The following is a 21346-nucleotide window of genomic DNA, read 5'->3' on the forward strand; positions in this document are numbered from 1 at the left end:
TCATTTCACAAGGGTCATTATATCATATCAAAGAAGCACAGAGCCAATCTACCTGAAATAAACGGCGCTCTTGCATCACTTTTGTAAAAGATTTTAAAAAAAGGTTGAATCGCCTGTGAAAATCATGAATGATAAAAGAGCGGTGTGATACGATACCCGGAGGGCATTTGACTTGAAGAAAAATGGATCTCTTTTTTTCTTTGAAACCTCTCTCATCTTTCATCCGTCTATATTTCGGAACGCATTATTTCCGTTCCGGCAGGCTTCTTTAAAAGTACAGCAATTCTGCCTGAAGCCTGCATTTTTAAGGAGGGCATTGAGCTTGAAAAAATCGATACTAGGAATCTTTACAGCATTGTGTCTGCTCATTTTCCCGCAGGTCAGCTTTGCTGACGCCGCAGTGGGTGATGTGATCGTCACGCTGGGGAAAGACTTGTCAAGCCAGGACAGACAAAAGGTATTAAAAGAAATGAATGCGCCTGAAAATGCGACCATCATCGAGGTGACAAATGATGAGGAGCATAAATATTTAGGGGATTATATACCGAAAGCACAAATCGGAACAAGAGCGATTTCTTCTTCTTCGATTACCGTAGCGAAAAAAGGCACCGGTTTGGAAGTGCAGACACACAATATCAGCAGAATTACGGATGAAATGTATTTAAACGCGCTGATGACAGCCGGTGTAAAAGACGCTAAAGTCTATATCACTGCACCATTTGAAGTATCAGGCACAGCCGCTTTGACCGGTTTAATGAAAGCCTATGAAACGACTTCGGGCGAAAAGATCTCCGAAGACGTGAAAAAAGTCGCGAATGAAGAGCTAGTCACCACTTCAGAGCTTGGCGAGAAAATCGGCAGTGAGAATGCATCAGCGCTGATGGCCAAAGTCAAGGAAGAAATCTCGAAAAACGGGGTTCCCGAATCAAAAGAGGAATTGGAAAAAACGATTGATTCCGCCGCTTCCGATCTGGGAGTGACGCTCACAGAGGATCAGAAAAAATCTCTCATGTCTTTATTTAATAACATGAAAAATATTAATATCGACTGGAACCAGGTTGGAGACCAGCTTGACAAAGCAAAAGATAAAATCACGAAATTCCTGGATTCTGAAGAAGGACAAAATTTCCTTCAAAAACTGATCGACTTCTTTGTGTCTCTGTGGAATGCCATCGTTTCCGTATTCACCGGCGGCGGCACCTCAGAGTCCAACGGTTAACACAACCGCCAAAACACCTCCTTTTTCAATTGAAGGGGGTGTTTTATTTTTGCAGAGGGGAAGTCCCCTCCGTCTTCTTCATAGTTTTCGTGAATAAAATCGGTCAGCAGTTTTGTAAATCGGTAAAACGTTTCGTTTTGCGTCGCTGCCCTGTCTTTTAGCGTGAACCGATCAAATAAAGATTGGCGGAATCCTGTGCTCATTTCAAGCTGAATGCTCAGCCCGGAAAGCGACTTGTTGGCGATGTTATTCGGATGGGTTCCGGCGTACTTGTCGTCCGTCGCCAGCATTTCAGCGGCAAACCCCGAGCGATTCAGCTCATCAACCAATATTCTGATTTTAACGCGGTCTGTCCCGCCCACTTTAATAGCGCGGTCTTCACTGTAATAGCCGTGAAGCGACATGACATACTGGTGACTCGCAGTGATGGCGAGCGCCGCCGGCTCGTCAAAACGGGTGCTTGTAATGTGAAGATCCCTATTGCCTGATGATTTCAGCCCTTCAAACAAGTACAAGGAATAATTTTTCGCCACTTCATTGGCGATTTCACTTGTTCCGGGTTCGATGCCGCCTCCATGGATCGCCATGATGAGCATCGGCACTTTTGCGTCCTTCTCCGTCATTCGGTAAGACGCCGGATCTTCATTCCGCTTCAATTCTTCAAAGCTTGAATATTTATCAGCGGACTGTGTTGCAGGATGAGCCGCAGCAGAATATGGGAATGAAATCACAGCAGAAATTAATAAAATATTCACAGAACTGTTTATTGCTGTAAAACACTTCGCTATGTTACAATCAACACATTGCTTCAGGCACTGGAGCATGCGGTGGAGTAGGGATACTTTGGCCGGTTTCATCTACTCCGCCTCTAAATCCGCAAAATCAGCAAATCTCATCCTTTTCACCTTGATCATTGCCTTTACCATCTCCTTTGTTAAATTTTTGTTAAATTCCCAATATTATATACAATCAGCCCGGTCGCTGTTCTATGCATGTCATGATCTTTTTTGCAAAAAACACCGCCCGATGGCCGGGAAATATTCTTCATGCGGCAAACGGGAAAAAATTCTTTTTGAATAAAAAAATGGAGACCCCCTTGAGGGAATCTCCATTTTTTATTGTTTTACTTTCGATTTCAGCGGCAGATCCAGCTTGACGATATCCTCATACGTCTCTCTCTGAATGACGAGCTGCGCTTCTCCATCCTCGACAAAAACGACGGCCGGGCGCGGAATGCGGTTGTAGTTGTTGGCCATGCTGTAGCCGTATGCACCGGTGCAGAAAACGGCGAGCACATCTCCGTCACGAACTTCGGGGATTTCCAAATCCCAAATCAGCATATCTCCGCTTTCACAGCATTTTCCTGCGATTGATACGGTATCATGACAAGCATCGTTCATCCTGTTGGCGACGGCCGCTTCATATTTTGCCTCATAAAGCGCCGGCCTGATATTATCGCTCATGCCGCCGTCAACAGCCACATATTTGCGAATGCCCGGCACCTCTTTTTGCGAACCGGTCGTGTACAGCGTGGTTCCCGCATCTCCGACGAGAGACCTGCCCGGTTCGATCCAAATCTCAGGGATGTCAAAGCCGAAATGCTCGGCATTTGCTTTGACCGCCTCGATGATTTTTTCAACATAGACATCGGCAGCGAGCGGCTCGTCGTCTTTTGTATAGCGGATGCCGAAGCCCCCGCCGAGATTGAGCACTTCCGGAATGAATGAGTAAGTCTCCCTCCATTCAGCGAGCTTTTCAAAGATCTTGTCTGCCGCAAGAACAAATCCTGCCGTATCAAAAATTTGCGAACCGATGTGGCAGTGCACGCCGAGGAGCTTAAACGCAGATGAGCGAAGGACTTGTTCGATGGCTTGTTCGACCTGCCCATTGTGCAGATCAAAACCGAATTTCGAATCTTCCTGTCCCGTCGTAATATAATCATGCGTGTGCGCTTCAACTCCCGGTGTGATTCTGAGCAAAACGTCTACAGTTTGTCCTGATTGCTTGCAAAGCTTTTCTGTAATGGCGATCTCGTGAAAGTTATCGAGCACGATGCAGCCGATTTGATGCTCCAGAGCCATGGCTAGTTCTTCAGGGCTCTTATTGTTTCCGTGAAAATGAATCCGTTCAGCGGGGAACCCTGCTTTGATCGCAGTAAAAAGCTCTCCTCCCGATACCACATCCAGAGACAGCCCCTCTTGTTCGGCAAGCTGAATCATGGCGACCGCTGAAAACGCCTTGCTTGCATACGCTACCTGCGCTTTTAAACCGGCTTCCCTGAATGCCTTCTGGAATTTTCGGGCGCGCTCTCTTATCAGCGCGACATCGTATACATAAAGAGGTGTTCCATATCTTTCTGCCAATGATAGAACATCGACACCGCCGATTTCGAGGTGTCCACTTTCATTTCGTCTGCTAGTACCATGTAAAAACAATTGTCATTCCCTCTTTCTCTATCTACAAAGGTGCAAGGGGCGGTCCGATTGCTGCCCGATGCATCTTCCGGCTTCATGATAGTGCGATTCTTATGTTGTATTATAACATTTCGTTTTAAAAACTAAACCACCATTTGTCCAAATTTTCTTGATTTACAAAGGGAATAATCCCCTAAAAAACCAATCCATTCTATTGATTATAGAATAACAGAAAACAGCACTTGATAGAAATAGGCATACATAACGTCCATTCAGTTAAAAAAAGAGCTGAAAAATCGAGATTATCGCCCATACAAATAGGCATTTACCTGAATATAATCTTAAAGATGAAACCTAAAAAAACGAAGTGGGAAAGAGGTTATCATATGTATCCAAACCGTTACCCCTACACCCCGGCTCCAGGCTATACACCGGAAGATGTGTACGGCTCTTATCAGCCGGCTGTACATCATGAACAGCGAATTTACGAGCCTTATGAAGGGCAGATTATTACAGCTCCGGCGAATACGAGATTTTGGCGGAGAGGAACCGAGGTTTTCCTTCATTCGTCAACGTTTGACCCGTCCGGCCGCGAAATGCTGTATGTCGTCTATCCGATCAGAAGACAGAACAACATCTGCAGCCTCCGGGCAGTCGCGATCTCTGCGAACGAATACAGAGGCATCGGGACCCAAAGACCTGAATTCGATTACTGAAAAAGAGGCTTTTCCCCGGGGAAAAGCCTCTTGGAATACCGTCTTCACGGCTGTCTGGAGCGGTTTCGCGGATGAACGATGCTCGGCCTGACTTTTCCCCCGGGAACGGAAGTGCGCACGAGAACATGCCAAAACGCTTTTCCGTTGAACGGGAGGAGAGGCCATAAGTAAGGCGTCCGCAATGATCTGATCGAAGTCATCACTATAGTTAAAATCGTTAATCCGATGACAAATCCCTCCACTTTAAAAAGCGCCACCAATATCAGCATAAACAGCTTCACCATTTTATTCGCCAGACTCAGCTCGTAGCTTGGTGTCGTGTACGCTCCGATTGCCGAGAGGGAAACGTATAAAATGACTTCGGGAGAAAACAAGCCGACATTGATCGCGATATCGCCGATCAATACGGCAGCGATCAGGCCCATTGCAGTCGAAAGCGCCGTCGGCGTATGAATGGCGGCCATTCTTAAAAATTCGACGCCGAGATCCGCCAGGAAAATCTGCATGATAATCGGGATATGAGTGTCTTTGTTTAAACCGATAAACGATAAATTATCAGGCAAGAGCGACGGCTGAATGACAAACAATAGCCAAAGCGGCAGCAAAAAGGTGGAGGCCAAAATACCGAAAAACCGCACCCACCTTAAAAACGTCCCAACAGCCGGTGTCTGTCTGTATTCCTCAGCATGCTGTACATGGTGAAACAAAGTCGTCGGCGTAATGATGACGCTTGGCGACGTATCGACGATCACGATGACATGCCCCTCTAAAATATGGCTTGCGGCTACGTCTGCCCTTTCCGTAAACCTGACAAGCGGAAACGGATTGAAGCCTTGGCCGACAATGAATTCCTCTACCGATTTATCCGACATCGGCAGTCCGTCGATCTTCACATTTTCAATTTCTTTTTTTAATACTTCAACAAGATCGGGATCTGCAACATCTTCCAAATAGCAAAGGCAGATGTCTGTTTTGGAGCGTTCACCGATATGAAGCATTTTATAGCGCAGGCGTTCATCTCTGATCCGGCGTCTGATCAGGGCTGTGTTGACGATGATGTTCTCGACGAGCCCGTCTCTTGCACCGCGTACGACTTTTTCTGTATCAGGCTCTTCCGGCGTTCTGCCCGGATAGCTTCTGACATCAATGATAAATGCAAATCCCGCATCTTCGACGATGATGGCAACCAGTCCCGACAGCACTTGGTCCACCGCTTCATCAAGCGTTTCTGCTTTTGAAACCTGCTGGTTCAAAAGCCTGTTTTCGACAATGTCTTCGACCTCGCCCGACTCTTTTTCTTTATCATTGAGATGCACCAGTTCCCTTAACAGGTGAATGATGTATTGGGTGTCGCACAACCCGTTGACATAATAAAGCTGAACTTCATGGCCGAGGATAAAGACCTTGCGTACGCCAAGGTCAAAGCTTTCTCCCATGCCGACCCGCTTCTTGAAATACGCTTCATTCTTAGAAGGATCAAGGAATACGTTCGTCTTCTCTTGCTTTTGAGCACTCATGATACCCGCTCCTTTCTAAAATGAGCTCGACCGCTTTCATTGTAATCGGCGACCCTTTTTCCACATCGTCTTTTCTGTTCATTTTACCGATATCACCGATTCCGACGATGATCGGAACATCCAGCTGATCAAGGCAATAGACCGTGTCACCGTTCATTCGTTTGACATCGAGCTCTTTGACCCCGTGTTTATCGACGCCGAATTCCGTCAGTTCACCTTCCGCATCGATTGATACATCGATCCTTGTCCACTCTGCATAATGAGTTTTTGAAGCGACGGCGATGACCCCGAGCACCTCGATATCGGCATGCATCGCTACATATTTCATCGCTGTCTCTCCCGGTCCTTCACCTTGAAGTCCGGAATCATCAAACATGACGAATACAGGATCATGAGGGGTTTCTAGGATCATGGATACAAGCTCCGGTCCCGTTTTAATGCTTGGATTCCCCGCCGATTGGGAAATACAGCGGCCGCCCGTTTTTCTTGCCGCATATTCGATTGCTTTTGCAGCGTATATATCGCCGTCTGTGACCAAAATGACCTTGCGTTTTGCTGGCATTATCCTTTATCCTTTCGGTTTAAAAATCACGGCAACAAGAAAAGCAAACAAGATAGCGGCAGATACACCGGCAGATGTCAGTTCGAATATCCCCATGCCGATTCCGATAAAGCCATGTTCCTCAGCCTGGTGCATCGCGCCGTGCAAAAGAGAATGGCCGAAGCTGACAATCGGGACTGTAGCCCCGGCACCGGCAAATTCGATAAAACGGTCGTAAAGGCCGAAACCGTCAAGGATCGCTCCTGATACGACAAAAGTTGACATGACATGAGCCGGCGTCATTTTAAAGATATCAAGCAAAAGCTGGCCGATGACGCAAATCAATCCTCCTGCAATAAAAGCAATGACATATTCCATCTTAAGTGTTCCCCCCTTCGGCCCGTTCAAATACGACGCCATGGGCAATGCATGGTATCGATTCTTTTTGCTGGACGATCGTCGGGCTTAAAAGGGCGCCTGTCGCTACAACAAGCACTCTGTTCAGCCTTCCCGCTTCAATTTCTTTAAAAATGTGGCCAAAGGTGACGACAGCGGAACAAGCACATCCGCTTCCGCCTGCAAAAACCTGCTGGTCAGGTGTATAGATCATCAGTCCGCAGTCATTATGTTTTGTCCCGACATTGATTCCTTCCTCTTTTAACAAATCCTTTAAAATCGGGCTGCCGACACCTGAAAGGTCGCCGGTTAAAATCAGATCGTAATCATCAGGGGTGCGTCCCAGATCCTCTAAATGCTGCTTGATCGTATCCGCCGCAGCGGGGGCCATCGCCGACCCCATATCCTGCGAATCGGTAATCCCCAAGTCGATAACTCTTCCGACGGTTGCACTGCTGATTTTGATGCCGCCGGGCTGCTGACTGAGGACGACTGCTCCGCTTCCGGTCACTGTGGATGTAGCGGTTCCCGGCTTTTGGCCGCCGTATTCCGTCGGGTAGCGAAACTGCCTTTCAGCAGTAGCATTATGACTGCTGGTTGCCGCTAGGGCACGCTTTGCGAACCCTCCGTCAATCAATGCCGAACTGATCGCGATCGATTCCATTGATGTCGAGCATGCTCCAAATAAGCAAAGAAAAGGAATTTTCAAATGCCTCGCCACATAGTTGGCTGTCACGTTTTGGTTGAGCAGATCGCCTGCCAAAAAGATATCGATGTCTTCCTTTTTAAGATTTTGTTTTGATAACGCGGTCTGAACCGCATCCTCCATCAGCTTGCGCTCTGCCATCTCCCAGTTTTTCTGGTTGCAGTGCATTTCATCATAGGTTTTGTCGAATAAGTGTCCAAGCGGACCTTCTTTTTCTTTAGGTCCGACCGCTGTTCCGCTTGAGTTAACAAACAGCGGGTTCTCGAACTCCCATGTTTGTTTTCCTGTTAATTTCATGATGTTTTCCTCCTAAAACAACTTGTCAAAGGCAAAGCGGATCATTCCCACAATATAAGCGGCCACAACGCCGAACACGATGACGTTTCCGGCAAGCTTGAACATGTTTGTCCCCACGCCGAGGACATAGCCTTCACTTTTATGCTCAAGGGCTGCACTCGTCATACTGTTGGCAAACCCTGTAACCGGAACGGCGGAACCAGCACCGGCAAACTGGCCGATTCTGTCGTAGACGCCAAGGCCTGTTAACAGAGCGGAGATTAAGATGAGCGTAGCAACCGTCGGGTTTCCAGCTGTTTTTTCATCAAAGTGGAATACGGCCATATAAAAATTCTGGAGAGCCTGGCCGATCGTACAGATCAGACCGCCGACAAGAAAAGCCTTGATACAGTTCAGGACATAAGGCGGCGTAGGCTGATAAGCTTTGACTTTCGATTGGTAATTATCTTTCAAACTTGACATCATATTCCTCCTTTTATGACAAATGAACAAAAATGAGCCATTGAAACATCGAGCCAAGGATCTTCCCGAACACAATGGCCATTAAAAGAATCAAAATCCTGTCCCCCATACCGATGCGTTTCGCCAGTATCGGAAGCACGTTCAACACTTCTGTCAGCGCCGCTGCAAGCATTCCGATGAAAACGCCCGCAAAAAGGCCGATCGGAACAAGCAGCCATTTGGATAAAAAAAAGCGGGACATGTTCAGCGATTCCCATCCTCCGAACACCGCGCCCATAATGACAGCCCATTCATACGCCTGGATAAACCCTTGCGTTTTCGTCAGCTGAGTCAGTCTCGGGATAATGCCAAGCACGGTAAGAAAAGCGACAAATCCAGATCCAACCGCAATCCCTCCTGCGAGTCCGAGAAAGATGATAAAGATCACGCTAATGATCATGAATATCCTTTGTCGTTTCTTTGTTTTCGTGCAAGGCCACATAATGGTCCAAATCAAGCTGATATTTAAACATCTCGACCTCCAGAGGACTCGGCTCCTCGTTAAACCGTTTTTTAAATAAATGATTAAAAAACAAAATCATGCCGAGACCGAGACCGATGCTGTACGGAATCTGCAAAAGGTATGGATAGCGGTTCTCCTTGCCCGTCACCATTTCGTAAAGCAAGATGTGTACGTCCCTCATGCTGACATCTTCATGAAAGTTCATGACAGCAAGGCCGGCACCGACGAACAGGAGCAGCCAGACGCCGACGAACAGTACGGGAGACAGCCCCCTTTTCGGATATTGGATCTCCACGATGGTTTCAGAACCGCCGACGGTTTGGACGTCAAGGTCAGGAAACGATTTATGTACAGCTTCGATCACCTTCATCACGTCCAACACCACCATGCTTTGATCCGCTTTGCTGACCTGATAAATAGGCAGCCGTTCAAGCTTTTCTTTGTATCGGCGGTCGCCCGCTACCTGTGCGATATGGCCGAGCAGAATCAATTCATCGGGATCGGCCTCAAGCCGGTGGCGGAGTCTGATAAAAACTTGACGTTCCATCTGGGTCACTTCCTATATGATGGTTATAGTTGTAGTATGAAGTACATCCCATTTATCATTCAGCAAGCGGCAAAAGACCATAAATTACCACAAAAAAACCCGGAACGCTCTTTTTTGGAGCGTTCCGGGTTTTCATTAGACATCCGAGCAGCCTCAGCTTTCAAATTGATCCATCTGGTTTTTGATTTGCTTTAAAATCTTTTTTTCAAGCCTCGACACTTGCACCTGGGATATGCCGAGGCGGTCGGCAACTTCAGATTGCGTCTTGTCTTTGTAATACCTTAAATAAACAATCAGCTTTTCCCGTTCATCCAAATCCTTGATGGCTTCCTTCAAAGCGATTTTATCGAACCACTTCTCTTCCGACTGATCGGCGATTTGATCCAGAAGTGTAATCGGGTCTCCGTCGTTTTCGTAAACCGTTTCATGAATGGATGAGGGAGAGCGGACCGCTTCCTGGGCCATCACGACCTCTTCCGAACTGATTTCGAGATAATCGGCGATTTCCTGAACGGTCGGAATCCGGCCGTTTGACTTGGAAAGCTCGTCTTTTGCCCGCCGGATTTTGTTGCCGAGTTCTTTCAGCGAGCGGCTCACTTTGACGGTTCCGTCATCTCTGATAAACCGCTGAATCTCGCCAATAATCATCGGGACGGCGTAGGTGGAAAACCGAACGTCATAGGAAAGATCGAATTTGTCCACCGACTTCAAGAGGCCGATGCAGCCGATTTGAAAGAGGTCATCAGGCTCATAGCCTCTGTTCAAAAAACGCTGAACGACTGACCAAACAAGACGCATGTTTTTTTCTATGAGGAGGTCCCTTGCTTTTTGATCGCCGTTCTGGCTGTTTTTAATCAGTTCTTTCACTTCATGGTCTTTAAGCTGAGTGTTCTGGTTTTCTTTTTTAACCTCCACATCCATAACAAATCTCCCTTAATTGCAAAGCGCTTTGCTTTTTGATAAGTGCTTTGTTAAGTGTATTGTGGTTCCCATCTCAGGTGAGGAGTCGATCGAGATATCATCCATGAAATTTTCCATGATCGTAAAGCCCATTCCCGACCGCTCGAGTTCAGGCTTTGTCGTGAACAGGGGCTGGCGCGCTTCCTCAAGATCAGGGATGCCGACTCCTTCGTCACGAATCGTTAAGTAGACGATATGATCATGAAGGGTGACGGAAATGTATACGTCTCCCTGCCCTGAGTTTTCATAACCGTGTATGATCGCGTTTGTGACCGCTTCGGATACGACCGTTTTAATTTCGGTCAGTTCATCCATCGTCGGGTCGAGCTGAGCGATAAAAGCAGCGACTGTCACCCGTGCAAACGATTCGTTTTGGCTGAGTGCCGTGAACTGGATATTCATTTCATTTTTCATGACGCCACCCCCAACGTTTCAAGTGCACGCTGCTCTGATTGCTCAAGGCGAATGATTTTAAACAGCCCGGACATATCAAATAAACGTTTGACAGCAGGAGAAATGGCGCAGACGATCATTTCTCCGCCGAGCTGTTTAATCTCCTTATATCTGCCGAGCACGACGCCAAGTCCTGAACTGTCCATAAACGAAAGGTCTGCAAGATTCATGACAATATGGCGAATGCCGGATTGTTCCAGATGGTCACTGACTTGTTTTCTCAAGGTTTCTGCTGTATGGTGATCGAGTTCACCTGTCAACCGAATGCATAGTACGGATTCTTTGACGTGAATATCGATTCCGAGGCTCATCCTCATTCCTCCTTGGTTTAAATCGGATAATGAGTGTTTCGCTTCAGACTTTATAAATTCCTTCACCGTGACAAAACTAGTGACCGTTCGGCATTATTCACTCCACTTCGTCCAGTGGGTCATCGTCCGCTTGAACATCGTCCACATCCCTGCTTTATCCATGTCTTTTTCCGCGACAAGAGGGCTTTCAGCGAGAACCTTTCCGTCCTTTTTCAATACGAGCGTCCCAAGCTCTGTGCCTTTTTTGACAGGGGCCTGGATATCTTCCTTCTGTTTGATTTCTTTTTTAACAGCTTCGATATTTTCGCCTTTTTTCGTCAAAAGGGAAATCGGTTCCGATGTGACAAGGTTTATTTTTTGCTCATGGCCTTTATTGACCTTCAAATCGGAAATGATTTCATTGCGTTTATACATCGGATGCGTTTCATATTGGCTGAATGCAAAATCAAGCATTTTTGTGATTTGGGCATTTCGTTCTTTTGGCGTACTGGCACCAAAAACGACAGCGATGACGCGCATGTTTCCTTTTTTCGCTGAAGCTGTCAGGCAGTACTTTGCTTCATTTGTAAAGCCGGTCTTGACTCCGTCAACGCCGGGATAAAATTTGATGAGGCGGTTTGTGTTGACGAGCCAGAATTTTTTATCACTGTTTTCTCTCAGATAGTCTTCATATGTTCCCGTAAATTTCGTGATGTTTTCATATTTTAAAAGCTCTTTCGCCATGAGTGCCATGTCATAGGCTGTGCTGTAATGGCCTTCTTCAGGCAGACCTGTCGTATTTTGAAAAGATGTATCCTTGAGGCCGAGCTCAGCGGCTTTTTCATTCATTCTTTTGACAAATTCCTCTTCAGATCCGGCAATATGCTCTGCCATTGCCACAGAGGCATCATTACCCGATCCGATGGCGATCCCTTTCAGCATATCTTCAACCGTCATTTCTTCGCCGGGCTCAAGGAAAATTTGCGATCCCCCCATTGAAGCGGCATACTCGCTTGTTCTGACTTTGTCTTTCATTTTGATCTTGCCTTCATCAAGAGCTTCCATGATCAACAGCATGGTCATCACTTTTGTCATGCTGGCCGGGGGAAGCTTTTCACGGCTGTTCTTGTCATACATCACCTTACCGGTATCCCGCTCGATTAAAACGGCAGATTTTGCGTCATCAGCAAGCTCCGACGGTTTCTTTTCGCTCTCTTTTGCAAACGCCGGCGGCGCAGTCATCAGGATTATCGTAAAAATCAGCAATTTGGATAAATGACGTTTCATCACCCAGACCTCCATTTCGTAATCCTCTCTATTTTTTCCAATCCAGTTGGATTTATACGGATTGATTGGAAAAAATTTCTCATCAGGCAAAAAGAAAGAGCCAATGCAGGTTCTTATTTGAACTTGCATTGGCTCACATTTCAACTTCGCGGCGGTTTTAGCCGATTTTGGCGACGGCCGCTTTAACAAACCGCAAAAAGTCGGCTTTTACTTTTTCGGTGACTTCGATCACTTCGTCATGGGAGAGCGGCTGATCGAGGATTCCGGCTGCCGCGTTTGATATACACGAAATGCCGAGCACGCGAAGGCCCGCATGTTTTGCAACGATGACTTCCGGAACCGTCGACATGCCGACAGCATCCGATCCGATCGTTCTGAGGAAGCGCACTTCGGCAGGCGTTTCGTATGTAGGTCCTGTGACGGCTGTGTAAACCCCTTCTTGTACACTGATGTTCAATTCTTCGGCTGTTTTTTTCGCCAAGAGGCGCAGTTCCTTATCATATGCGGATGACATGTCAGGGAATCTGACACCCAGCGAGGAATCGTTCGGCCCGATCAGCGGATTCGTTCCCATATAATTGATATGATCGGATATGATCATCAAATCGCCGGGACGGAACGATTCATTGACGCCGCCTGCGGCATTGGTCACAATTAAAGTCTCGATCCCGAGTTCTTTCATGACACGTACCGGGAAGGTTACCTTGTCCATTGAATATCCTTCGTAAAAATGAAAACGCCCTTGCATCGCGACGACTTGCACTTTTTCAAGTCTGCCGATGACAAGCTGTCCGGCATGCCCTTCAACAGTGGAAACAGGAAAATCCGGGATGTCTTCATATTTAATGCGAACGGCGTCTTTTATCTCATCAGCAAGCACGCCAAGGCCCGATCCCAAAATCAGGCCGACCGCCGGTTTGATTTCTGTTTTGCTTTTAATATAGTCTGCGGCATTTGCAATCATCTGTTTCACGTCGTTTCCTCCTATTTCAGCAGGGATAAAAAGCTTTTTCCGTACTTTGGCATATTCGTTTTAAAGTTGTCGGCAATCGTCGCGCCGATGTCCGCGAATGTATCTGCGAGCGGAAGCGCACCGGGCTTTTCGTGCTTTTTGCTGTATACAAGAAGCGGCACGTACTCCCTTGTATGGTCTGTGCCATGGTGAACCGGATCATTGCCGTGGTCGGCGGTAATGATGAGCAGATCGTCTTCACGCATCTTTTCAAATACTTCGGGAAGGCGCGCGTCGAATTCCTCGAGCGCTTTTCCGTAACCTTCAGGATCGCGGCGGTGCCCGAACAGCGCGTCAAAGTCCACGAGGTTTACAAAGCTGATCCCTGTAAAATCTTTGTCAAGCGTTTGCACCAGCTTATCCATCCCGTCCATATTCGATTTCGTTCTAAGCGATTCCGTAATGCCCTCGCCGTCGTAGATATCGGAGATTTTGCCGATCGCAATCACATCAAAGCTGTCATCTTTCAATTCATTCATTACGGTTCTGTCAAACGGCTTCAGCGCATAATCATGCCGGTTCGGCGTCCGTTTAAATTCGCCCGGCTTGCCGACAAACGGCCTCGCAATGACGCGTCCGACCATATATTTCTCGTCAAGCGTAAGCTCGCGCGCGATCTCGCAGATTTTGTACAATTCCTCGAGAGGCACGACTTCTTCGTGTGCGGCAATCTGCAGAACGGAGTCCGCTGAGGTGTAGACGATCAGCGCGCCGGTTTCCATATGCTCCGCACCGAGCTCATCCAAAATCGCAGTGCCTGATGCAGGTTTGTTTCCAATCACTTTTCTTCCGGACTTCTGTTCAAGTTCATGGATCAATTCGTCCGGAAAACCTTCGGGAAACACCTGGAAAGGTTTGTCTATGTAAAGTCCCATTATCTCCCAATGACCAGTCATCGTATCTTTTCCGTTTGAGGCTTCTTTCATTTTGCCGTAATAGGCAAGCGGCTCTTCTGCCTTTTCGACACCTTTGATTTCTCGGATGTTGCTGAGTCCGAGCTTCGACATGTTCGGCAGGCGGATGCCTCCCATGTGTTCGGCAATATGGCCCAATGTATCTGCGCCTTTGTCATTAAATTGATCGGCATCAGGCGCCTCGCCGATTCCAACGGAATCCATCACAATTAAAAATACGCGGTTGTAATCAAATGCAGGCATTTGTCGGCCTCCTTTTTTTCTTTCTGTCAGCTGTAGGCTGTCACGCTTGGCATAAAAAAACCAAAATACCGCTATTAGCCAAGTATAAACCGTTTACACAACAGTTGACAATACGAACGGGAATAGTGAGAAACTTCCCGCAATTTGCTGCACACTCAACATGAAAAACCGTGCTTTCGCCTGTTCTTTTAGGCTATGCACGGGGATGGTATTGCTTATATACGTCTTTCAGCCTTGTTTTCGTCACATGTGTATAAATTTGCGTCGTCGAAATGTCGGCGTGTCCGAGCATTTCCTGAACGGCCCGGAGATCGGCTCCGTTTTCGAGCAGGTGTGTGGCGAATGAGTGCCTCAGTGTATGCGGCGTCAGCTCTTTATTAATTCCCGCTTCCAAGGCGATTTTCTTTAAATTTTTCCAAAACCCCTGCCGGCTCATCTGTCTGCCGTGGTGATTCAGAAACAGGGCGTCTTCGGAATTTTTTTTCAAAAGCTTTCCCCTCGCTTTTGACAGATATTCGCCGACCGCATGTGACGCCGCTTCGCCGAGCGGAACGATCCGCTCCTTTCTTCCTTTCCCGAAGCAGCGGATAAAGCCCATCGATAAATGGACATCGGACAGCTTTAATGCGATCATCTCGCTGACGCGGATTCCTGTCGCATACAGTAATTCCAGCATCGCTTTATCGCGGTAGCCGAACGGCCCCGTCAGCTTCGGCGTATCGAGAAGCGTTTCGACTTCCTGTAATGACAGCACCTTCGGGAGCGTCCGTTCCGTTTTTTGTGACTCAATATGGACGGACGGGTCCTGGGCCGTTACTTTTTCCCTCAGCAGAAACTGGTGAAAGCTGCGGATGGAAGCGAGATGCCTCGCAATCGTCTTACCGGATTTTCCGGCGTCTTTTAAATGCTTTAAAAACTGGATGATGGTAAGCCTTGTCACCTGGTCAAAAGAGCTCAGCTGCTCCTGTTCCTCTAAATAGGCGGCGTAGCTGTTCAAATCCCGTTCATAGCTCACAACCGTGTTGTGGGAAAGCCCCCGTTCAACAACGGCGTAGTGGATAAAGTCTTTAATATGAACTTTCACGCTATCCTACTCCCCGTTCAAATAAAAAAAGATTAACCGGTTAAACCAGCTGCCCTGCTCGTCCCCTTCCATCGAGGCGACCTTGAGGGCTGCTCCTTCAGGTTTATCATACCGATGATAGTTTTCATACTCTGAATTTATCCATATCATAGCATAATAAAACAAGACGGTAAAACCGGTAAACAGCACGAACACCTTGATCATATCGGCAGCCGTTTTCAGCATTTTCATACGGTTTCAGGTCCCTTCTTTTGATTCGATTACTAAAACTTATGCCAAATGAGACAAGTTTTATACGTCTGAATCAAAAAAGAACCCGCTCATGGCTGAAAGGGTTCTCTCCGGTTTAGACTATTCCGATTCCTTTTGCTGACAGTCATGACAGATGCCGTGGAACGTCAGCCTGTGGTCTTTTATTTTAAATTTCCAATCCTTTTCAATGATTTCTTCCACGTCTTCAAGCAAATCTTCTTCAATTTCAACAACCGAACCGCATTCCATGCAAACAAGGTGGTGATGGAAATGCGCGGCACCTTCTTTACGGAGGTCATATCTTGACACACCGTCGCCAAAATTGATTTTATCCACTACTTTTAATTCAGTTAACAGTTCAAGAGTCCGATATACTGTCGCAAGACCAATCTCAGGAGATTTCTCTTTTACGAGGAGGTATACATCTTCTGCGCTTAAATGGTCTTCCTCATTCTCAAGCAGCACCCTTACAGTAGCCTCGCGCTGAGGGGTGAGTTTATAGCTGGAAGAATGCAGTTGCTTTTTAATCCGATCAATACGTGTTTCCATTGACTTTCCCTCCTACGCCGCATTACCTAGCTTATTATAACAAAACAAGCGCAGGGAGCCAACTATAATCATTATAAATTGAGAAACAAAATGAATATTTTTTAATAATCATTATAAATTAATGCTGTTTCGGCAAGACGTACTCCGTCAGCTTTTCCATCAACACCGGCGAAAGATATGCTTCAAAGGAAGAGGATATAAGAGACATCGCGAGAATCAGGACGAGCACAAAAGCGTACCGGCCAAACCAATGGACAGGCGCTTCTGCAAGGCTGCGTTTGACAAAAAGCTGGCGGATGAGCCTCATCGAAAAGGCGATGGCGCAAGTCCCCATGATCAAGTAAGCCGGGATCAGCAGCATATTTTGCGGGAGCACGGAGACAAAAGACAGGAAAAAGCCGTTGATTCCCATTTGATTGACGAGAAAGCCGACTGTAAATCCGACGACGATCCCTTTTAAGAAGACCATGATAAAAATAACGGGCAAGCCGATGATGGAAATCCCGAGAATCCACATTAAGCCTAAATATTTCATATTATGAAGAAAGCTCTGCAAAAACATTTCCTTTGAGCTGGCTGCTTTTCCTTCGGAAAGCTGTCCAAAAAATCGATTCAAATAGTAGAACAAATCTTCTTTTTGACCGATCGTCATGCTGTTGACGATGACCGCGCCGAAAATCACACCCATTAAAAACAGTACTGAAACAAATAAATAGATTGACAGATGATCCTTCATATGTTGAAAGATGAGCTCTTTGATTGTGGGCTTCCGCATGTATCTTCCTCCCAGACGTGCTTTTGATTTTAATAGATTGTATGAGAGAAAAGAGAGCCGCATGACTTTTTTTGAAAAAAGACAGGCGCCCGTAAAAGGCGCCTTGATCACGTTATGATTCCTCCCTGTTTTCCGAAGAATGCTCCCTGTCCGTATTCACAGTCTTGTTGGCAGCCATTACAAACGGCAGATAAATCACTGTTGAAATGGCGAGGCAAAGAAAGCCGACCCCGAGCGCAAGCCAGTTTCCTCCTGTCCCGAGAAACGGAATCAACGGCCCGGGCGTTGTCCACGGAACAGCGTATGCGATCGGCGGAATCAGCTGAAACTTGATGAACAAGTAGCCGATGACAGTGTTGACTGCCGGAACGATGATAAAGGGAATCATGAAGATTGGATTGAGCACGACCGGAAGTCCGAAAATAACAGGTTCATTAATGTTAAATATCCCCGGCCCGATCGAAAGCTTACCGATATCTTTATAATCCCGGCGCTTTGAAGCGATGAATATTGCGATCAAAAGCCCCAGCGTCATGCCCGATCCCCCGTAGTTTGCAAAGGCGTCATTCAGCGCCCATGTTTCAGGAAACGGAGCGTTCCAGGCAGAGCCTGTTTTGGCGGCAAAAGCGAGATTTTCAAGGTTTGCTTCGGCAAAGATCGTTTCTCTGATCGCCGCGATTGTATTCGGGCCGTGAATGCCGAACAGCCATAAAAAGTTGGCGACGATTCCAAGGAAAACAACAGTGAAAATATTCGTTCCCATCTCTCTCAACGGCGCCTGCAGCACGGTATACACCAATTCATGCAAACCGTTTTTCGACAGAGACAATAGCGCAAAGCTTAACATCGCAAAACCAATTGTAATGAAGATGATCGGAAACAGCACTTTAAATGTCCGGGCAACCGCAGGCGGCACCTGCGGAGGCATATGAATTTGCAGGCGCTTGGCATTTGAAAGCCTGCTGAACACTTCACCGACGAGGATCCCGATGATTAAGGCAACGAACAGCCCTTGCGCACCGAGCCACTTCGTCGTTAAAAAGCTCTCGTTTTCGATCAGGCGGTACGGTGAATAAATGATAAAATAACAGGATACGGCCGTTAATCCGGCAAGCAGTTCATCCGCTTTCATTGAGATGGCTAAATTGCGTGCAACGAGAAACACGACAAATATGGACATAATATCGAGCGATCCCCGCAGTACGGGGGTAAAGACCGACTGATAATCAGCCAAGTTCGGAAATATCTTTTCAAGGAACAAAATGTTGGCGATAAACCCGTCCGGAGATAAAATAGCGAAATTCAATAAAATGATAATCGACCCTGCCATAATAATCGGAAATGATAGAATAAAAGCATCTCTGATCGCACATATATGGCGCTGTGAGTTCAGTTTTGCAGCAACGGGAACCAAAAACCGTTCCACGTTCCGCTCAAACTTCTCCATAAACCCGCTCATCCCTGTCTCCCCTCCTTTTTATTTCATCAGCTGCAGCGCTTTTTGCAACACAGCTTCGCCGTTCATGGTGCCGTAGTCGCGCATGTCGATCACCTGAACCGGCGTGTCTCCCGCGCTCGCCTCAACCTGTGACTTTTGGTACCTGACTTGCGGCCCCAGCAGTACGACGTCCGCGCTTGACGCGGCAGTCCCGGCTTCGGATACAGGCAGTGCGATGATGTCGACCTCTTCGTTCAGCGCCTCGGCATGCTTTTTCATTCTGCTGACAAGCAGGCTCGTTGACATGCCGGCCGCGCAAACCAATAAAATTTTCTTCATTATTTGTTAACCCCCTTCAGTTTCACCTTTTTCCCCGCCGATTAGAAAACGCTTTCATTACAATGCGGAGTAATATTTCAACCTGGTCTTTTATCCTATGACCGAGATAGACAACTGTTTCATAAAAATCAATATTTTTATAACGGTTTCAAACGGCTCGTTTAGTCAACCTCAACAAACGCCTTGAAACATTTGTTTAGTTTATCTAATGAATTTTTCAGAATAATAAGTTATATTTTCCCTTAAAAATAAGCGGAGGGATTATATGAAATCTGTCCAATATGAAAAAGTTCAATCAGACCGTACACTCTCAAACAGCGACCTGCAGCCTCTAAAGCCTGAGGAACGCACATGGAAAGCGGTCAATTTCGCATCGATCTGGATGGGCTGCATCCATAACATCCCGACTTACGCAACGGTTGGCGGACTGATAGCGATCGGGCTTTCTCCGTGGCAGGTGCTTGGGATTATCGCTGTCGCTTCGGTCGTGCTCTATGCAGCCCTCGCATTGAATGGACATGCCGGCACAAAATATGGCGTGCCTTTTCCCGTGTTAATCAGGGCTTCTTTCGGGATATACGGGGCTAATATTCCGGCGCTTCTCAGAGGTTTTGTGGCGATTATGTGGTTCGGCATTCAAGCGTTTGCGGGAAGCATGGCGCTTAACATCCTGATCTTAAATGTGTGGAGCGGCTGGAAAGACATCGGCGGCGATTGGAACTTGTTTGGATTGCATTTATCAGGGCTTTTGTCATTTGCTTTCTTTTGGGGAATTCATCTGCTTGTCCTTCACCACGGAATGGAGTCGATCAGAAAGTTTGAAGTCTGGGCCGGCCCGCTCGTTTATCTCGTCTTTGGCGGAATGGTGTGGTGGGCAGTCGATATTGCGGGAGGACTCGGTCCGATTTATTCGCAGCCGGGAAAATTTCAGACATTCGGCGAATTGATTTGGCCGTTTCTTGCCGGTGTGACGGGAATTATCGGCATATGGGCGACACTCATTTTGAACATTCCCGATTTTACGAGGTTTGCAGCCTCTCAAAAAGAACAAATCAGAGGGCAGTTTTACGGTTTGCCGGGCACATTCGTTCTGTTTGCATTTGCAAGCATTACCGTCACCTCCGGCTCACAGGCTGCCTTCGGGGAGCCGATTTGGGATGTTGTCGATATTCTCGCCCATTTTGACAACCCGTATGTGATCGCGCTTTCGGTCATTACGCTTTGCATCGCCGCCATTTCGGTAAACGTTGCAGCGAATATTGTCTCGCCAGCCTATGACCTGGCCAATTTTTTGCCGAAATATATCGATTTTAAGCGAGGCAGCTATTTGACAGCTGTTTTGGCCCTGTTCACTTTCCCATGGAAGCTGATGGAGAATGAAGCGAGCGTGTTTTCGTTTCTCGGCACAATCGGCGGAATATTGGGGCCGGTCGCAGGCGTTATGCTTGCCGATTATTTTATCATCCGGAAGCGCACGCTTAACATCGAAGATCTCTACTCTCTAACCGGGAGGTATACGTACTATAAAGGCTACAATTACCGCGCATTTGCCGCAGTTGGACTCGGAGCGTTTATGTCTTTGATCGGGACATACTTGCCGGCCCTGAAACCCCTCTATGATATTTCATGGTTTTCAGGTGTGCTGCTCGCATTTGCCGCATACATCTTTTTGATGCGCATCCATCCACCCGGCGTCCTTAGAGATAAAACCGCTGACTATGCTGCCGAAAGCAATGTATAAGCACGGGCTCAAGGTAACGGCCGAGCCGGCTCAAGGACCGCGAAACGCCATTTGCGATCCATTTTTTGTTATATTCAGTCATTTTAAACAAATTCGAGCTAAGGAATGTGATAGACTAATGGATATAAAAAATGATTGGAGTATCTCATGAACAAACGCTTTGATGGTAAAGGGCTGAGCTACATCGTCAGGCCAGCTGTCCAACAAGATGCAAAGGAATTATCTGCTGTAAGGGTACAGATCGATGGAGAAACCGAATATTTGGACAGGGAAAAGGGTGAAGGTTTTATTGATGAAGCGGGTTTTAGAGAGCTGATCAAAAGAGACAGCGAACATGACCGATGCTTGTTTTTAGTGGCGGTCGCTCGAAACAGGATTGTCGGCTTTTCAAGATGTGCCGGACAGGATTTAAAACGCTTCTCTCATCAAGTGGAGTTTGGCGTATGCGTATTGAAAGAATTTTGGGGATACGGCATTGGAAAACGCCTTTTAAACGAATCGATTGTTTGGGCTGATGCCGCAGGCATTCAAAAAATGACCCTGCGCGTGTCGGAAACAAATGAGAGGGCTTCTGCCCTGTATCAAAAGCATGGCTTTAAAATAGAAGGGATTTTAAAAAAAGACAAACGGCTTTCTGACGGAACATATAACAACACGATTGTGATGGGAAGATGGCACAATCGAAAATAGAA

25 protein-coding genes are annotated in these 21346 nt (G+C 47.0%); 4 read left to right on the forward strand and 21 right to left on the reverse strand.

Annotated elements, in window-relative coordinates; genetic code table 11:
• Nucleotides 1-322: 322 nt before the first annotated feature.
• The gene (locus tag LQ247_RS15405) at nt 323-1219 is read left to right on the forward strand and encodes a DUF1002 domain-containing protein (protein ID WP_020452020.1); all 897 of its coding nucleotides are present in this window, start codon (nt 323-325) and stop codon (nt 1217-1219) included.
• Here the strand turns inward: LQ247_RS15405 and LQ247_RS15410 are convergent.
• A complete protein-coding gene (locus tag LQ247_RS15410) occupies nt 1216-2076 on the reverse strand; it encodes a poly-gamma-glutamate hydrolase family protein (protein ID WP_023857497.1) in 861 nt (286 codons plus the stop codon). The two genes, LQ247_RS15405 and LQ247_RS15410, sit on opposite strands and share 4 nt — an antisense overlap.
• Before the next feature lie 258 nt (nt 2077-2334).
• Nucleotides 2335-3654: a diaminopimelate decarboxylase gene (gene lysA / locus LQ247_RS15415; protein WP_020452022.1), complete on the reverse strand. Its 1320-nt coding sequence runs from the start codon at nt 3652-3654 to the stop codon at nt 2335-2337.
• 365 nt (nt 3655-4019) lie between these two features.
• Here lysA and LQ247_RS15420 point away from each other — a divergent pair, with 365 nt between their 5' ends.
• Nucleotides 4020-4349 carry a hypothetical protein gene (locus tag LQ247_RS15420; protein ID WP_023857499.1) on the forward strand — a complete coding sequence of 110 codons (330 nt, stop codon included), beginning with the start codon at nt 4020-4022 and terminating at the stop codon, nt 4347-4349.
• 44 nt (nt 4350-4393) lie between these two features.
• Here LQ247_RS15420 and LQ247_RS15425 read toward each other — a convergent pair whose 3' ends face one another.
• From LQ247_RS15425 to LQ247_RS15515, 19 genes are all read right to left on the reverse strand, one after another.
• Nucleotides 4394-5866 carry a spore germination protein gene (locus LQ247_RS15425; RefSeq protein ID WP_035338481.1) on the reverse strand — a complete coding sequence of 491 codons (1473 nt, stop codon included), beginning with the start codon at nt 5864-5866 and terminating at the stop codon, nt 4394-4396.
• On the reverse strand, nt 5826-6428 hold the full coding sequence (locus LQ247_RS15430; protein ID WP_020452025.1) for a stage V sporulation protein AE: 603 nt from the start codon (nt 6426-6428) through the stop codon (nt 5826-5828). Before LQ247_RS15430 ends, LQ247_RS15425 begins: the two co-directional genes overlap by 41 nt.
• Before the next feature lie 6 nt (nt 6429-6434).
• Nucleotides 6435-6785 (reverse strand): stage V sporulation protein AE, encoded by a 351-nt coding sequence (gene spoVAE, locus LQ247_RS15435; protein WP_020452026.1) that lies wholly within the window; start codon nt 6783-6785, stop codon nt 6435-6437.
• Nucleotide 6786: 1 nt separating this feature from the next.
• Nucleotides 6787-7806 carry a stage V sporulation protein AD gene (spoVAD, locus tag LQ247_RS15440; protein ID WP_043054371.1) on the reverse strand — a complete coding sequence of 340 codons (1020 nt, stop codon included), beginning with the start codon at nt 7804-7806 and terminating at the stop codon, nt 6787-6789.
• Nucleotides 7807-7818: 12 nt separating this feature from the next.
• Nucleotides 7819-8268 carry a stage V sporulation protein AC gene (gene spoVAC, locus LQ247_RS15445; protein ID WP_020452028.1) on the reverse strand — a complete coding sequence of 150 codons (450 nt, stop codon included), beginning with the start codon at nt 8266-8268 and terminating at the stop codon, nt 7819-7821.
• A gap of 13 nt (nt 8269-8281) precedes the next feature.
• A complete protein-coding gene (locus LQ247_RS15450) occupies nt 8282-8707 on the reverse strand; it encodes a stage V sporulation protein AB (protein WP_231006226.1) in 426 nt (141 codons plus the stop codon).
• Nucleotides 8697-9317, reverse strand: a complete 621-nt coding sequence (locus LQ247_RS15455) for a stage V sporulation protein AA (RefSeq protein WP_020452030.1) — start codon at nt 9315-9317, stop codon at nt 8697-8699. The genes LQ247_RS15450 and LQ247_RS15455 overlap by 11 nt, the downstream gene beginning before the upstream one ends.
• A 153-nt stretch (nt 9318-9470) precedes the next feature.
• Nucleotides 9471-10238 carry an RNA polymerase sporulation sigma factor SigF gene (gene sigF / locus LQ247_RS15460; RefSeq protein ID WP_020452031.1) on the reverse strand — a complete coding sequence of 256 codons (768 nt, stop codon included), beginning with the start codon at nt 10236-10238 and terminating at the stop codon, nt 9471-9473.
• A gap of 12 nt (nt 10239-10250) precedes the next feature.
• Complete coding sequence (gene spoIIAB, locus LQ247_RS15465) at nt 10251-10691, reverse strand: anti-sigma F factor (protein WP_020452032.1); 441 nt, start codon at nt 10689-10691, stop codon at nt 10251-10253.
• Nucleotides 10688-11041, reverse strand: a complete 354-nt coding sequence (gene spoIIAA / locus LQ247_RS15470; RefSeq protein ID WP_020452033.1) for an anti-sigma F factor antagonist — start codon at nt 11039-11041, stop codon at nt 10688-10690. Before spoIIAA ends, spoIIAB begins: the two co-directional genes overlap by 4 nt.
• Before the next feature lie 93 nt (nt 11042-11134).
• Nucleotides 11135-12307: a D-alanyl-D-alanine carboxypeptidase family protein gene (locus LQ247_RS15475; protein ID WP_020452034.1), complete on the reverse strand. Its 1173-nt coding sequence runs from the start codon at nt 12305-12307 to the stop codon at nt 11135-11137.
• Nucleotides 12308-12464: 157 nt separating this feature from the next.
• The gene (locus tag LQ247_RS15480) at nt 12465-13271 is read right to left on the reverse strand and encodes a purine-nucleoside phosphorylase (protein WP_231006250.1); all 807 of its coding nucleotides are present in this window, start codon (nt 13269-13271) and stop codon (nt 12465-12467) included.
• Between the two features lie 20 nt (nt 13272-13291).
• Nucleotides 13292-14476 carry a phosphopentomutase gene (gene deoB / locus LQ247_RS15485; protein ID WP_043054372.1) on the reverse strand — a complete coding sequence of 395 codons (1185 nt, stop codon included), beginning with the start codon at nt 14474-14476 and terminating at the stop codon, nt 13292-13294.
• 193 nt (nt 14477-14669) lie between these two features.
• Nucleotides 14670-15560, reverse strand: a complete 891-nt coding sequence (gene xerD / locus LQ247_RS15490; protein WP_023855928.1) for a site-specific tyrosine recombinase XerD — start codon at nt 15558-15560, stop codon at nt 14670-14672.
• A gap of 6 nt (nt 15561-15566) precedes the next feature.
• Nucleotides 15567-15791, reverse strand: a complete 225-nt coding sequence (locus LQ247_RS15495; protein ID WP_023855929.1) for a YqzK family protein — start codon at nt 15789-15791, stop codon at nt 15567-15569.
• Between the two features lie 120 nt (nt 15792-15911).
• Entirely contained in the window at nt 15912-16361 is a 450-nt protein-coding gene (fur, locus tag LQ247_RS15500) for a ferric iron uptake transcriptional regulator (RefSeq protein WP_003183178.1), read from the reverse strand.
• Nucleotides 16362-16479: 118 nt separating this feature from the next.
• Entirely contained in the window at nt 16480-17136 is a 657-nt protein-coding gene (gene spoIIM, locus LQ247_RS15505) for a stage II sporulation protein M (RefSeq protein WP_026579353.1), read from the reverse strand.
• 112 nt (nt 17137-17248) lie between these two features.
• The gene (locus LQ247_RS15510; protein WP_023855931.1) at nt 17249-18595 is read right to left on the reverse strand and encodes a PTS sugar transporter subunit IIC; all 1347 of its coding nucleotides are present in this window, start codon (nt 18593-18595) and stop codon (nt 17249-17251) included.
• Nucleotides 18596-18613: 18 nt separating this feature from the next.
• The gene (locus LQ247_RS15515; protein WP_003183185.1) at nt 18614-18913 is read right to left on the reverse strand and encodes a PTS sugar transporter subunit IIB; all 300 of its coding nucleotides are present in this window, start codon (nt 18911-18913) and stop codon (nt 18614-18616) included.
• A 265-nt stretch (nt 18914-19178) separates the two neighbouring features.
• Here LQ247_RS15515 and LQ247_RS15520 point away from each other — a divergent pair, with 265 nt between their 5' ends.
• Together LQ247_RS15520 and LQ247_RS15525 are read left to right on the forward strand one after the other, a co-directional pair.
• On the forward strand, nt 19179-20654 hold the full coding sequence (locus tag LQ247_RS15520; protein ID WP_231006229.1) for an NCS1 family nucleobase:cation symporter-1: 1476 nt from the start codon (nt 19179-19181) through the stop codon (nt 20652-20654).
• Nucleotides 20655-20801: 147 nt separating this feature from the next.
• Nucleotides 20802-21344 (forward strand): GNAT family N-acetyltransferase, encoded by a 543-nt coding sequence (locus LQ247_RS15525; protein WP_043054374.1) that lies wholly within the window; start codon nt 20802-20804, stop codon nt 21342-21344.
• The last annotated feature ends 2 nt before the right edge of the window (nt 21345-21346 follow it).

Origin of the sequence: Bacillus sp. BS3(2021), from assembly GCF_021043345.1 — a bacterium.
In the GTDB taxonomy this organism is placed as follows: Bacteria; Bacillota; Bacilli; order Bacillales; family Bacillaceae; genus Bacillus; species Bacillus paralicheniformis.

What these genes read in the sequence shown, in the direction of transcription:
- LQ247_RS15495 (WP_023855929.1), bottom strand. Translation starts at nt 15,791, where the DNA reads ATGAAAATGCTGAAAACGGCTGCCGATATGATCAAGGTGTTCGTGCTG.
- spoVAC (WP_020452028.1), bottom strand. Translation starts at nt 8,268, where the DNA reads ATGTCAAGTTTGAAAGATAATTACCAATCGAAAGTCAAAGCTTATCAG.
- LQ247_RS15480 (WP_231006250.1), bottom strand. Translation starts at nt 13,271, where the DNA reads ATGATTGCAAATGCCGCAGACTATATTAAAAGCAAAACAGAAATCAAA.
- LQ247_RS15525 (WP_043054374.1), top strand. Translation starts at nt 20,802, where the DNA reads ATGAACAAACGCTTTGATGGTAAAGGGCTGAGCTACATCGTCAGGCCA.
- fur (WP_003183178.1), bottom strand. Translation starts at nt 16,361, where the DNA reads ATGGAAACACGTATTGATCGGATTAAAAAGCAACTGCATTCTTCCAGC.
- LQ247_RS15510 (WP_023855931.1), bottom strand. Translation starts at nt 18,595, where the DNA reads ATGAGCGGGTTTATGGAGAAGTTTGAGCGGAACGTGGAACGGTTTTTG.
- spoIIAA (WP_020452033.1), bottom strand. Translation starts at nt 11,041, where the DNA reads ATGAGCCTCGGAATCGATATTCACGTCAAAGAATCCGTACTATGCATT.
- sigF (WP_020452031.1), bottom strand. Translation starts at nt 10,238, where the DNA reads ATGGATGTGGAGGTTAAAAAAGAAAACCAGAACACTCAGCTTAAAGAC.
- LQ247_RS15515 (WP_003183185.1), bottom strand. Translation starts at nt 18,913, where the DNA reads ATGAAGAAAATTTTATTGGTTTGCGCGGCCGGCATGTCAACGAGCCTG.
- LQ247_RS15425 (WP_035338481.1), bottom strand. Translation starts at nt 5,866, where the DNA reads ATGAGTGCTCAAAAGCAAGAGAAGACGAACGTATTCCTTGATCCTTCT.
- LQ247_RS15420 (WP_023857499.1), top strand. Translation starts at nt 4,020, where the DNA reads ATGTATCCAAACCGTTACCCCTACACCCCGGCTCCAGGCTATACACCG.
- spoIIM (WP_026579353.1), bottom strand. Translation starts at nt 17,136, where the DNA reads ATGCGGAAGCCCACAATCAAAGAGCTCATCTTTCAACATATGAAGGAT.
- LQ247_RS15520 (WP_231006229.1), top strand. Translation starts at nt 19,179, where the DNA reads ATGAAATCTGTCCAATATGAAAAAGTTCAATCAGACCGTACACTCTCA.
- LQ247_RS15450 (WP_231006226.1), bottom strand. Translation starts at nt 8,707, where the DNA reads ATGATCATTAGCGTGATCTTTATCATCTTTCTCGGACTCGCAGGAGGG.
- spoVAE (WP_020452026.1), bottom strand. Translation starts at nt 6,785, where the DNA reads ATGGAATATGTCATTGCTTTTATTGCAGGAGGATTGATTTGCGTCATC.
- deoB (WP_043054372.1), bottom strand. Translation starts at nt 14,476, where the DNA reads ATGCCTGCATTTGATTACAACCGCGTATTTTTAATTGTGATGGATTCC.
- LQ247_RS15455 (WP_020452030.1), bottom strand. Translation starts at nt 9,317, where the DNA reads ATGGAACGTCAAGTTTTTATCAGACTCCGCCACCGGCTTGAGGCCGAT.
- spoVAD (WP_043054371.1), bottom strand. Translation starts at nt 7,806, where the DNA reads ATGAAATTAACAGGAAAACAAACATGGGAGTTCGAGAACCCGCTGTTT.
- LQ247_RS15410 (WP_023857497.1), bottom strand. Translation starts at nt 2,076, where the DNA reads ATGAAACCGGCCAAAGTATCCCTACTCCACCGCATGCTCCAGTGCCTG.
- LQ247_RS15475 (WP_020452034.1), bottom strand. Translation starts at nt 12,307, where the DNA reads ATGAAACGTCATTTATCCAAATTGCTGATTTTTACGATAATCCTGATG.
- spoIIAB (WP_020452032.1), bottom strand. Translation starts at nt 10,691, where the DNA reads ATGAAAAATGAAATGAATATCCAGTTCACGGCACTCAGCCAAAACGAA.
- LQ247_RS15430 (WP_020452025.1), bottom strand. Translation starts at nt 6,428, where the DNA reads ATGCCAGCAAAACGCAAGGTCATTTTGGTCACAGACGGCGATATATAC.